Origin of the sequence: Pseudoxanthomonas sp. SGT-18, from assembly GCF_003931645.1 — a bacterium.
In the GTDB taxonomy this organism is placed as follows: Bacteria; Pseudomonadota; Gammaproteobacteria; order Xanthomonadales; family Xanthomonadaceae; genus Pseudoxanthomonas.
The window spans coordinates 52,006-64,365 of the sequence record NZ_RRYJ01000009.1; the positions used below are offsets into that span (position 1 = coordinate 52,006).

General features: G+C 68.2%; 8 protein-coding genes. All 8 read right to left on the reverse strand.

Going from position 1 to position 12,360, the window contains the following annotated elements; translation table 11 throughout:
* Positions 1-19 precede the first annotated feature (19 nt).
* Positions 20-1,543 (reverse strand): FTR1 family protein, encoded by a 1,524-nt coding sequence (locus EIM47_RS15995; protein ID WP_240626236.1) that lies wholly within the window; start codon positions 1,541-1,543, stop codon positions 20-22.
* Positions 1,544-1,853: 310 nt separating this feature from the next.
* The gene (locus EIM47_RS12520; RefSeq protein WP_125077095.1) at positions 1,854-5,006 is read right to left on the reverse strand and encodes a CusA/CzcA family heavy metal efflux RND transporter; all 3,153 of its coding nucleotides are present in this window, start codon (positions 5,004-5,006) and stop codon (positions 1,854-1,856) included.
* A gap of 1 nt (position 5,007) precedes the next feature.
* Positions 5,008-6,555, reverse strand: coding sequence for an efflux RND transporter periplasmic adaptor subunit (locus EIM47_RS12525; RefSeq protein ID WP_125077096.1), 1,548 nt, complete (start codon positions 6,553-6,555; stop codon positions 5,008-5,010).
* The gene (locus EIM47_RS12530; protein ID WP_240626232.1) at positions 6,552-7,874 is read right to left on the reverse strand and encodes a TolC family protein; all 1,323 of its coding nucleotides are present in this window, start codon (positions 7,872-7,874) and stop codon (positions 6,552-6,554) included. Before EIM47_RS12530 ends, EIM47_RS12525 begins: the two co-directional genes overlap by 4 nt.
* 126 nt (positions 7,875-8,000) lie before the next feature.
* On the reverse strand, positions 8,001-8,423 hold the full coding sequence (locus tag EIM47_RS12535; protein ID WP_019398947.1) for a hypothetical protein: 423 nt from the start codon (positions 8,421-8,423) through the stop codon (positions 8,001-8,003).
* A 44-nt stretch (positions 8,424-8,467) separates the two neighbouring features.
* Positions 8,468-10,891 (reverse strand): heavy metal translocating P-type ATPase, encoded by a 2,424-nt coding sequence (locus EIM47_RS12540; RefSeq protein WP_276312193.1) that lies wholly within the window; start codon positions 10,889-10,891, stop codon positions 8,468-8,470.
* A gap of 61 nt (positions 10,892-10,952) precedes the next feature.
* Positions 10,953-11,882, reverse strand: coding sequence for a copper homeostasis membrane protein CopD (copD, locus tag EIM47_RS12545; protein WP_125077098.1), 930 nt, complete (start codon positions 11,880-11,882; stop codon positions 10,953-10,955).
* Between the two features lie 10 nt (positions 11,883-11,892).
* The gene (gene copC, locus EIM47_RS12550; protein ID WP_125077099.1) at positions 11,893-12,276 is read right to left on the reverse strand and encodes a copper homeostasis periplasmic binding protein CopC; all 384 of its coding nucleotides are present in this window, start codon (positions 12,274-12,276) and stop codon (positions 11,893-11,895) included.
* Positions 12,277-12,360 lie beyond the last annotated feature (84 nt).

Consider the following 12,360-nt stretch of genomic DNA (forward strand, 5'->3'; position numbering starts at 1 on the left):
GCCGCGGCGCCGTGCCTGCTCAGCGCGGCGATAGCCGCGGCAATAAGGGGATGTACACGAGCATGGCCACCAGTTCGACCAGGGTCTGCGTCACGATCACAGCCGGGACCACCGGCAGGGCGCCGGGCACCGACAACGCCAGTGGCAGGATGACCAGCGAGTTGCGCATGGCCGAGGAGAATGCAACGGCACGCTTGGCGGACACCCCCAGGCCGAAGGCGCGTCCGACCAGCAGACCCAATACCGGCGCGATGACCGCGAACGCAACATAGAACGGCAATGCCGTCGCGGCGGCCTTCAACGCGGGGCCTAACTTCGGCGTGACCGCAGCGATGACAATCAGCAGCACCAAGGCGGTGGCAGGCACCGGCAGAAGACCGCCCCAATCGGCGGCACGGGCTGCTGGGGCCCACCGCCTTGCCGCCGCTTGCACGCTGGCCGCCAGCAGCATGGGAACGACGATCAACCACCCGAATGCATGCAGGAAGGGGCCGGCCTTGACCAGCGAGGCGGACTCCGCCCCCAACAGCACGCCCAAGTACAGTGGCAGTAGCAGCATCTGCACGATCAGCAGTACAGGTGTTGCGGCCAGCAGCAGTGAGGCATCGGCTTTCCCCAGGTGGGAAAAGGTCACCACGTAGTCAATACACGGACAGAGCAGGACGAATAACACCGCGATCCGGATCAACGGATCTGCCGGTAGCAGGGGCAGCAGCAGTGCCCCCAGCAGCGGCACCACCAGGAAGTTGGCCACCAGCAAGGCGCCCATGAAACGCGTGTTTTTCAGCGCGTCGCGCAGCCTGGCCAGCGGCACCTGCAGAAAGGTCACGAACAGCATCAATCCCAGCGCGGGATTGATGGCACCCTCCCACTGTGCGGTGCCCGGTACGGCAAGCGCGGTGAGGAATCCCTGCACGACCGCCGCGAAATAGACCGCGATCTGATGCCGTTCCAGCGCAGCGCGGACAGAATCCAACGCGCTCACGGCTTTACCTGGGAGCGCTGAAGCGAACGCGCCGACCAGGCGAATCCGATCACCAATACCAAGGCGATGCCGATCTGTGCAGCCACGCCCTGCAGCGTGGGATAGATACCCAGCAGCTCCACCCGCAAGCCGCCCTCGAACCAGGTGATGGGCACCGCCGGCGACCATGCTGGCTTGGCTGCCCTGGTTCCAGATGGCGGCGAAGAACAGGATGGTCTCGAAGACCTCGCGATACACCACGAGGAAGACCAGTCCCAGTAGGAAGATGCCGGATTTCTTGCTCAGGGCGTGGCCCAGCTTCTCCCGCACATAACGTTGCCAGGCATCGGCGTGGCTCTTGCCATGCATCCAGATGCCTACCCACACCAGCACGATCGCCGCGAGCAGGGACCCGAATCCTTCCGTCAGTTCGCGGCTGGCGCCGCTGATGGTGATGACCCAGGTCGCCAGACCCCAGGTGACCACGCCCGCCAACAAGGCAGACAGCCAACCCGCATGGACCCAAGGCAGCATCTCGGTACGCTCGGCCTTGCGCAGCAATGCAATCATCGCCACCACGATCAACAATTTTTTGGAGCTAATAGGCCACTACGTGGCCTCAGCGGGTACTTGGTCAACGAACAAGAACAAAGCTAGATCAACTGCTTAGGCGAGATTTGGCTGTGAATTACATGAATCCCTGCCGACCCTCATCATTGGCGCGCTCCAGGAAAGATGGTGATCACGCTAGACCTGTGTCCCGCACACAGGTCAAGCTCGGCTGACACGCCTCCATCCACACCAAGGCATCGAGTGCTCCCGCAGCGATAATCTTGGGTCAACGCACACGCGGACCGCCTTTGCCCTGGCGCGTTGAAGGTCGGCCACATCACGACACGTCCGCCGGCAGCGCAGCAGCCATTGGCCGCTTCCTGGCCAGCTGCCGCTGCTTGATCAACGAGTACAGTGCCGGGATCACCACCAGCGTCAGCACCGTCGACGACACCATGCCGCCCACCATCGGCGCGGCGATGCGGCGCATGACTTCCGAGCCTGTGCCGCTGCTCCACATGATCGGCAGCAGGCCGGCCATGATCGCGACCACGGTCATCATCTTCGGGCGCACGCGGTCGACCGCGCCTTCGATGATCGCGTCGCGCAGATCGCCGGCATCCAGCGAGCGGCCTTCGGCCTGGCGCTGCGCGGCGCGAGCTTCCAGCGCGTGGTCGAGATAGATCAGCATCACCACGCCGGTCTCGGCGGCGACGCCCGCCAGCGCGATGAAGCCGACCGCCACCGCCACGCTGAGGTTGTAGTCCAGCGCCCACATCAGCCAGACGCCGCCCACCAGCGCGAACGGCACCGACAGCATCACGATCAGCGATTCGGTGACGCGCCGGAAGTTGAGGTACAGCAGCAGGAAGATCAGCGCCAGCGTCACCGGCACCACGATCCGCATCTTCGCCGCGGCGCGCTGCATGTACTCGTACTGCCCGCTCCAGGTGGCGTACGTGCCGGGCGGGAACTTCACCGACTCGGCCACCGCCTGCTGCGCGGCGCGCACGTAGCGGCCGATGTCGCTCTCGCGGGTGTCGACGTAGATGTAGGCCGACAGCATCGCGTTCTCGGTCCGGATGCTGGGCGCACCCTTGCGCACCACCACCGTGGCCAGTTCGCCCAGCGGCACCTGCGCGCCGTCCATGGTCGGCACCAGCACGTTGTCGGCGATGCGCTGCGGATCGTCGCGCAGCTCGCGCGGGTAGCGCACGATCAGCCCGAAGCGCTCGCGTCCCTGCACCAGCGTGGTCACCATCTCGCCGCCCAGCGCGGCCGCCACCACGTCCTGCAGCTCGCCGGGCGTGACGCCGTACTGCGCCAGCCGCGCGCGGTCGGGTTCGACGTCGAGGTAGTAGCCGCCGGTGAGCCGCTCGGCGTAGGCGCTGGTGGTGCCCGGCACCTTGCGCACCGCCGCCTCGATCTGCTGCGCCAGCGTCTCCATCTGCGCCAGGTCGCGGCCGAACACCTTGATGCCGACCGGCGTGCGGATGCCGGTGGCCAGCATGTCGGTGCGCGCCTTGATCGGCATGGTCCAGGAGTTGGCGACGCCGGGGAAACTCAGCGCGCGGTCCATTTCGGCGATCAGTTTGTCCACCGTCATCCCCTCGCGCCATTCGGATTCGGGCTTGAGGTTGATGACGGTCTCGAACATCTCCAGCGGCGCGGGGTCGGTGGCGGTGTTGGCGCGTCCGGCCTTGCCGAACACCGATTCGACCTCGGGGAAGCTCCTGATGATGCGGTTCTGCTGTTGCAGCAGTTCCGCCGCCTTGGTCGCCGACATCGCCGGCAGCGAGGCCGGCATGTAGAGCAGGGTGCCTTCGTTGAGCGTCGGCATGAACTCGCTGCCCAGGCGCGATGCCGGCCACAGCGTGGCCAGCAGCGCGACCACCGCCAGCACGAGGGTGGCGAGCCTGTGGCGCAGCACCGCGTTGATCACCGGGCGGTAGCCGGCGATCAGCACGCGGTTCACCGGGTTCTTCGCCTCCGGCACGATCCGGCCGCGCACGAACAGCAGCATCAGAACCGGCACCAGCGTGATCGACAGCAGCGCGCCGCCGGCCATCGCGAAGGTCTTGGTGAACGCCAGCGGCCGGAACAGCCGTCCTTCCTGCGCCTCCAGCGCGAACACCGGCAGGAACGAGACGGTGATGATCATCAGGCTGAAGAACAGCGCCGGGCCGACCTCGCGGCAGGCGTCGATGATCAGTTGCGCGCGGCTGCGCGTGCCGTCGTCGCGCTCGATGTGCTTGTGCGCGTTCTCGATCATCACGATCGCCGCGTCCACCATCGCGCCGATGGCGATGGCGATGCCGCCCAGGCTCATGATGTTGCTGTTGAGTCCGAGCACGCGCATGGCGATGAACGCGATCAGCACGCCGACCGGCAGCATCACGATCGCCACCAGCGCGCTGCGGGCGTGGAACAGGAATACCAGGCAGACCAGGGCGACGATCAGGCTCTCCTCGATCAGCGTGGTGCGCAGGGTCGCAATCGCGCGGTGGATCAGCTCGGAGCGGTCGTACACCGTGCGCAGGCTGACGCCCGCGGGCAGGCCGCCGCGGATCTCGGCCAGCTTCTCCTTCAGGCCGTGGATCACCGCCAGCGCGTTTTCGCCGTAGCGCGCCACCGCGATGCCGGCGACCGTCTCGCCTTCGCCGTCGAGCTCGGCCAGGCCGCGGCGCTCGTCCGGCACCAGTTCGACGTGGGCGACGTCGCCGACGCGCACCGGCGCGCCGCCCTCCGCCTTCAGCACCAGGTTCTCGATATCCTCCACGCCACGCAGGTAGCCGCGGCCGCGCACCATGTATTCGGTCTCGGCCATCTCGACCACGCGGCCGCCGACATCGCGGTTGCTCTCGCGCACCACCTGCGACACGCGCGCCAGCGGGATGCCGTACTCGCGCAGGCGCGCCGGATCGACGGTGACCGAATACTGGCGCACGAAACCGCCGACGCTGGCGATCTCCGCCACGCCCGGCGCCTTGGCGAGCTGGTAGCGCACGTACCAGTCCTGCATCGCGCGCAGCTCGTCCAGCGAGTGGCGGTCGCTCTGCAGCACGTACTGGTAGACCCAGCCGACGCCGGTGGCATCCGGCCCGAGGCTCGGGGTGACGCCGGCCGGCAGGTTCTTCGAGGCGAAGTTGAGGTATTCGAGCACGCGCGAGCGCGCCCAGTAGAGGTCGGTGCCGTCCTCGAAGATCACGTAGACGAACGAGGCGCCGAAGAACGAGAAACCGCGCACTACCTTCGACTTCGGCACTGACAGCAGCGCGCTGGTGAGCGGGTAGGTGACCTGGTCCTCGACCACCTGCGGCGCCTGCCCCGGATACTCGGTGAACACGATCACCTGCACGTCGGACAGATCCGGCTGCGCGTCCAGCGGAGTGCGCAGCAGCGCGTAGACGCCGCCGGCGATCACCGCCAGCGTCATCACCGCGATCAGGAAGACGTTGCGGACCGACCACTCGATGATGCGGCCGAGCATGTCAGCGGTCCTCCTGGCCGTCGTGCGTGCCGTCGGTTGCCGGCGCGTGGCCGGCGTGCGGATCGGATGGCGGGGGCGGGGCGTGCCCGGCGTGCGGATCGGGCGATGCGGTCGGGGCGTGGCCCGCGTGCGGGTCGGCCGGCGCCGGCGACGGCTGCGCGGGCGCCTGCGGCGTCGGTCGCGGCGTGGCCGGGGCCGGCTGCGTGTCCTTCTTCGTATCGACCGGTGGCATCGCCGGCCCATGTCCGGCGTGGTCCACCGCCGCGGGCGCGGTCGCCTGTGCGGCGGGTGCGGACCCACCGTGGCCGGCGTGCGCGCCCAGTCCCTGCAACGCCGCCTGCAGGTTGCTCTCGGCGTCGATCAGGAAGTTCGCCGCCACCACCACGCGTTCGCCTTCGCGCACGCCGTCCAGGATCTCGACGCGACCGCCGGCGCGCCGCCCGGTGCGCACCTCGCGCGGCTCGAACCGGCCGGGCGCGCGCTCGACCAGCACCACCTGGCGCAGTCCGCTGTCGAGCACCGCCGAGCGCGGCACGCTCAGCACCGGCGTCGGGTCGTCGCGCTCCAGCACGATCGCGCCGAACAGGCCGGGACGCAGCACGCCGTCCCGATTCGGCAGCGCCACCCGCACCTGCACCGTGCGCGTGGCGGTGTCCAGCACCGGCTGCACGAACGTCACCGTGCCGTCGAAGCGACGGCCGGGCAGGGTGGTGGATTCGAAACGCGCGGCCTGTCCGACCCGCAGCTCCGCCGCCTGCGCGGCTGGCACGTGCGCCACCGCCCACACCGTGGACAGGTCCGCCAGCCGCAGCACGGTCTCGCCCGGCTCGAAGCGCGCGCCCTGCACGACCGGCTTCTCGATCACCACCGCGTCCGCCGGCGAGGTCAGCACGAAGCCGCCGTCGCCCTGTCCGAGCTGGCGCGGGGCGATCTGCCAGTTGCGCAGGCGGGCCACCGCCGCATCGCGCAGGCGCGTCATCGAGGCGGCGCTGACCGGATCGCTCTGCGCGAGCTTGCGCGCCGCCGCATCGGCGACGCGGTACTCCTGCTGCGCCGCCATCAGCTCCGGGCTGTACACGCGCATCAGCGGCTGGCCGCGGCGCACGCGCATGCCGGTCTGGTCGGCGTACAGGCGCTCGATCCAGCCTTCGAAACGCGGTGCGATCGCGTACTGCCGGGTCTCGTCGATCTCCAGCGTGGCGCTGGCGCGAATGCCTGCGGCCAGCGGCGCGCGTTCCACCACCGCCGTGCGCACACCGAGCGTCTGCACCTTCTCCGGCGTCAGCACGACGGTGCCGGGTGCGGTGGCCTCCTCGCCTTCGTAGACGGGGATGTAGTCCATTCCCATCGGGTCCTTCTTCGGCACCGGCGAGGTGTCCGGCAGGCCCATCGGGTTGCGGTAGTAGAGAACCTTGCGCGTGGGGCGGCCGGTGTCGGCCTGCGCCGGCGCGGCGGCCTGCTCGCGCGAGGCGCGGCCGGCGAGCCAGCCGACGGCGAGCGCCGCGGCGGCCACGGACAGGGCGAGGACCAGGGTCCGGAAGCGGGTCATCGGGTGTCTCCTTCGAGGGCGCGCACGGCGGCGGCGCCCAGCAGTTCGTCGCGCAGGGCATCCACGCGGGCGAGGTCGGCGCCTTGCCAGGCGTCCAGTGCTTCCAGCAGCGTGCCGAAATCGACTTCGCCCACCTGGTAGCTCGCCAGCGCGGAGCGGAAGTTGGCGTCGGCCTGCGGCAGCAGCGTGTTCTCGATCAGCTCGCGACGTTCGCGTGCGCTGGTCCATTGCGACCAGGCGGAGGCGCCGCGTTCCTCCACGGCCCGCAGCGTGGCGTCCCTGCGGGCGAGCGCTGCTTCTTCGAGCAGGCGCGATTCGCGCTCGCGTTCGCGGCGGGCGCGCTGCTGGAACGGGATCTCGACCTCGAGCATCAGTTCGGTGCTCTCGATACCGTTGCCGAGCTGCATCGCGCCCACGCCCACGGTGATGTCGGGAAACCGGTTGCGACGCTCCAGCACCACGTTCGTACGGGCGGCCTCGGCGCGGGCCTGCTGCGACCGTACCGCCGGATGCGCATCAGCGCCGTCCAGCGCCTCGGCGAGCGAGGCGCTGCGAACGAACAGTCGCGGCGCCTCATCAGGGGTCGCCAGCGGCGCGTCGGCGCGGCGGCCCAGCACCGCGTTCAACGTGGCGGCGGCCTCCTGCTTGACGGCGAGGCGTTCGATCCGCTCGCGCTGTAGGCTGGTCTGCTCGACCTGGGCGCGGATGGCATCCTGCTGCGCCGCGCGACCCAGGGCGTAGCGCACGCCGGCTATTTCCTCGACCTGGCGGAGCAGGGCGATGCGGCGGTCGAGCACGGCCACGGCCTGATCGGCATGCCAGTAGCGCACGTACGCCGCTTCAGCCTCTGCCAGCAGGTCGCGCGCCGCGGTGATGCGGTCAAGCCCGACCGCGACCGCGTCCTGGCTGGCCGCGGTCCGCGCCAGACCACGCTTGCCCCAGAGCGGGAAGCGCTGGCGCAGCGCGTAGTTCACCTCGCGCTCGGCACCGGCGGTGCGCCAGGGCTTGTCCGGATCGAGGCCGCGGAATCCAACCGAGGCCATCGGATCGGGCAGGGCACCTGCGGGAAGGATCCTCGCTTCGGCGGCCTGGGTTTCGAAGTCCATGGCCCGCAGCTCGGGGTTGTGTTCCAGAACCCAGGTGCGGATCGACTCGAGGCTGTGCCCCGGGATGGGTTCGGTGGCGGTCGCGGGCAGCGCCAGCGTCCACAAGCCGCCGGCGAACACGCAGGCAAGCAGGTGCCGGAGCAGTGGCCGACGGCGGAACAGCGGGTAAGGGTGCAGGCGCCTGGCCTGCATCGGGTCGAACAGGGATGCCATATCAGTGTCCTTGGGCCGACACGACGCAGGTCGCTCGGACGAGGCAGGAACACATGCCGTGACGCGCACGGCACGAACGCACAGCACTGCGCCGCACCGGTGTGCGGAGCAGTTAGCGTCCGGGCATCAGATCAGCAGGAGTGCCGCGGGATGGGCGGTGGGGCGGTGCCAGGCGGGCCTGGGTGGCGAATCCACCCATGTGGACGTGACACCCGGTGCACCATCCCCACTCTCGGCGACTGCGAACCAGGAAAACCATGCTCCGACAAGGAGCGGCGGAATCGAGGGGATGCGCCCACTGTCCGCCGAGATGCCACCCTCGGTGCAGTGCGCGTCGCACAGGGCCTTGCTCGCCGAGGGGAGCTCGGCATCGCAAGCGTGGCCATGGTCGTGTCGGGTGTCGGTGGCGGCAGCGACAAAAGCCGCCGGCGTACCTGGGAGATCCAGGCACTCGCCATGGCCGGCCAAAGCGAACTGGGACCAGAGCAGCGCCGCCATCGCGAGGAGGGCGGTGCGCTGGAACCAATTCCGATGGCGGATGCGGACCATGACTTGAGCTTACCTCTTACCAGGACCGATGCAATTGACTCAAGTCAATCCCTGGCGAGGCCCAAGGTACGGTCCCGCACGGGTGCCGTCGGCGAGGGCGGTACGCCGGCCGACTTGGCCAGGCGAAGTGCATTGGCCACCACCGATACCGAACTCAAGCTCATTGCCAGCGCCGCGACCATCGGACTCAGCAGGATCCCGAACGCGGGGTAGAGCACCCCGGCCGCGACCGGCACCCCAAGCGCGTTGTACAGGAACGCGAAGGTGAGGTTCTGCTTCATGTTGGCCACGGTGGCCTGGGAGATCTTGCGGGCGCGCAGGATGCCGCGCAGGTCGCCCTTGACCAGGGTGATCTGGGCGCTGGACATCGCGACGTCGGTGCCCGTGCCCATGGCGATGCCGACGTCGGCGGCGGCCAGCGCGGGAGCATCGTTGATGCCGTCGCCGGCCATCGCCACCCGCCGGCCTTCGCCCTTGAGGCGCCGCACCAGCTCGGCCTTGTCCTCGGGGCGGACTTCGCCATGCACCTCGTCCAAGCCCAGCTCGGTGGCCACGGCCCGTGCGGTGGTGAGCCCGTCACCGGTGGCCATGATGATGCGCAGCCCGGCGGCGTGCAGCTCATTGATGGCGGTCGCGGCCGACGCCTTGATCGGGTCTGCGACCGCGATCAGACCCGCCAAGCGACCGTCCACGGCGAGGAACATGGCGCTAGCACCCTCGCGGCGCAGACGCTCGGCGACGTCGACATGCGCACCGGGATCGGCGCCCATATCATCCATGAGTGCGGTATTGCCCAACGCAAGCGCGTGACCCGCTACGGTTCCGCGCACACCCATGCCGGTCACCGAGTCGAAGTCCTCCACGCGGTCGAACTCGAAGTTCCGGCGTCGGGCCTCGGCCACGATGGCATCGGCCAGCGGATGCTCGCTGCCCTGGTCCAGGCTGGCCGCCAGGTGCAGCACCTGGTCGGCGTCGAAGCCCTCGAAGGCCACGACTTCCTTGAAGGCCGGGCGCCCTTCGGTGAGCGTGCCGGTCTTGTCGACGATCAGGGTGTCGATGCGGCGCATATGCTCGATGGCTTCGGCATCGCGGAACAGCACGCCCACCTGCGCCGCCTTGCCCGTGGCGACCATGATCGACATCGGCGTCGCCAGGCCCAGCGCGCAGGGGCAGGCGATGATCAGCACCGAGACCGCGTTCAGGATGGCAAAGGTCCAGGCCGGGTCCGGGCCGAAGAAGCCCCAGATGAAGAAGGTGGCCACCGCGATCGCCAGCACTGCGAGCACGAACCAGTAGGCGACGGTATCAGCCATCCGCTGCATCGGCGCGCGGGAGCGCTGCGCCTGCGCGACCAGCTGCACGATCTGCGACAGCACCGTATCGGAACCCACCTTGGCGGCGCGGATCACCAGTGCGCCAGTGCCGTTCTGGGTCGCGCCGATGACCTGGTCGCCCGCGGTCTTCTCGACCGGGATCGGCTCGCCGGTGAGCATCGATTCGTCGACGCTGGAGCGGCCCTCGACCACTTCGCCATCCACCGGCACCTTCTCGCCCGGGCGCACGCGCAGGCGGTCGCCGACGTGCACGTGGGTCAGCGGGATGTCTTCCTCGGTACCGTCGGGGTTGACCCGCCGTGCTTCCTTGGGCGCGAGACCGAGCAGGCCCTTGATCGCCGCGGAGGTGTTCGAACGTGCCCGCAGCTCCAGCATCTGGCCCAGGAGCGTCAACGATACGATTACCGCTGCCGCCTCGTAATACACACCGACGCGCCCGTGCTCGGTAAACGACGGCGGGAACAAGCCGGGTGCCAGCGTGGCGACCAGGCTGTAGCCAAAGGCGGCCGCAACGCCAATCCCGATGAGGGTGAACATGTTCGGGCTGCGGTTGCGGATCGACTGCACGCAGCGCTCGAAGAACGGCCAGCCGGCCCACAGCACGACCGGTGTGGTCAGGACCAGCTCGACCCAGGTTTGCAGGTCGATCGACAGCGGCAGGATCTGCACGCCGCCCAGCACGATACGCGGAAGGTACTGGCCGAACATGGCCAGCACGAGCGTCACCACCGTCAGCGGAAGCGTCCACCAGAACCGGCGCGAGAAGTCGCGAAGTTCCGGATTGTCGTCGTCCTCCAGGTTGGGCATTTCCGGCTCCAACGCCATGCCGCAGAAGGGACAGTTGCCTGGACCCTGTTGTCGAACTTCCGGGTGCATCGGGCAGGTGTAGATGGCGCCGGGCCGTGCCACCTCGGGTTCGTCCCGGGACGTCAGGTAGCGCTCGGGATCAGCCACGAACTTCGCGCGGCATCGCTCCGAGCAGAAGTGAAAATGGGCGCCGGCGTGGTCCGCATGATGCGGCGTGGTGGCGGGATCTACCTGCATGCCACAGACCGGGTCGGTTACCCGTCCATCTGCAGTCTCGACAGGGACAGCGCCTGCGGAGTGATGGTCATGGGACGACGGTGAGTTCATGCCGATGCTCGCTTTAGTGGGGATGGACTGCCAAGGCAGTGTGCCATTGGGGGTTACACAGCTATTCGGGGCTGAGCGTCCCGAGCACTGAAACAACAACCAGGATCAAGATGGCCAGCGCGGCCTCAGCCGTAACACTCTGCCGCAAAGCCCGCACCTCCTGCGCGGGATCTCCGCTGGTCAGCGCCCGTCCCAGGCGCGGCACCAGCGTCCATCGGTGCAGCGCTCCCAAACCCAGCATTCCAGCGAACAGGGCCAGTTTGAACAGCAGCAACTTCCCGTAGGTGCTCTGAAACAGGGCCGACAACGACCACGCAGTGAGATCCCCGTAGTGCGCGATGCCGGACACGACGAGCGCAGCAACGAAAATCGTTCCCAGCGTCGAAAATCCATGCAGAAAGTCATGCGTTGATCGCAGACGCCCGCTGCCGGAGGCCTCCTTGCCGCGCAGGAGCATCCCCAGGAACATCAGGACCGCTGCGATCCAGCCGCCTGCCGCAAGAAGATGGACAAGGCCCGCAGCAAGCCGGACCGCGCCTGCCACGCCCTCACCAGCGGCCGCGTGGCCGTTCCATGCCAGAGAAGCGAGTGCGCCGCCCGCCAGCGTCACCGCCAGCGGGAAGGCGGGCTCCACCTTCCCGCGGCGACGATGCCATCCAAGCACAAACATCAGGGCGAGCAGCAGCGCGCCTCTCGCCATCGCTGCCCGGCCCGCGGACGTCTCGAGCAGATACCAGCCAAGCGATCCGCGATCAACGTCGGCGACCGGCATTCCCATGATGCCCGCGGTCTTGAAGACGACTTCGGCCCCGGTGAGCACGAGACCGACGGTGGCACTCACCAACAGAACGCCCATAAGTGGCCATCCGGCCAGGGCATCGGTGAGTGCCGCTCGACGCGAACCGTACCACCCGAGCAATGGGACCCCGAAAAGCACCATGAGAACAAGGTATTCCAGGAATCTCAGTGCATAAGCCGACAGGTCGAGCATTTGTGGCTTCTCAGCGCACCGTGAAGCTGAAACTGCCCGTCATGGGGTGGTTGTCGCCACCGACTGCGCGGTATTCCACGGTATAGACGCCCGGAGCCAGCGGCTGGGGCAACTTGGCACGCAGGGTCTTGCCGTTGTTGACGATCTCGGTCGTGAAATTCTCGATCGGCATGGTGGAACTGCCGTGCTTCATGAGCAACTTGAGACGCGACGCCCGCGGAATCAATGTTTCGTTGAATACGAGATCGATCTGGTCTGGCGAGGCCACCACCGCATTTGCCGCCGGTGTGGACTGCTGCAGCGCGGCGTGGGCGTGCGCGATCTGCAGGGAGAACTGCCCAGCCGCAATCGCGAGGACGAGCGCGAAGGACCGAAGGACGTTTGATGATCTCATAGTGATTAATCCTCATTGCGAATGTGATGCTAAGCCCCGTTGGGGGCCGTGCTGTGTTGGACCCGACATGCGTTGGATGTCGGG

Bases quoted from the DNA above. Each gene is read 5' to 3' on its own strand.
- copC (WP_125077099.1), bottom strand. From the start codon at position 12,276: ATGAGATCATCAAACGTCCTTCGGTCCTTCGCGCTCGTCCTCGCGATT.
- EIM47_RS12540 (WP_276312193.1), bottom strand. From the start codon at position 10,891: ATGAACTCACCGTCGTCCCATGACCATCACTCCGCAGGCGCTGTCCCT.
- copD (WP_125077098.1), bottom strand. From the start codon at position 11,882: ATGCTCGACCTGTCGGCTTATGCACTGAGATTCCTGGAATACCTTGTT.
- EIM47_RS12520 (WP_125077095.1), bottom strand. From the start codon at position 5,006: ATGCTCGGCCGCATCATCGAGTGGTCGGTCCGCAACGTCTTCCTGATC.
- EIM47_RS12535 (WP_019398947.1), bottom strand. From the start codon at position 8,423: ATGGTCCGCATCCGCCATCGGAATTGGTTCCAGCGCACCGCCCTCCTC.
- EIM47_RS12530 (WP_240626232.1), bottom strand. From the start codon at position 7,874: ATGGCATCCCTGTTCGACCCGATGCAGGCCAGGCGCCTGCACCCTTAC.
- EIM47_RS12525 (WP_125077096.1), bottom strand. From the start codon at position 6,555: ATGACCCGCTTCCGGACCCTGGTCCTCGCCCTGTCCGTGGCCGCCGCG.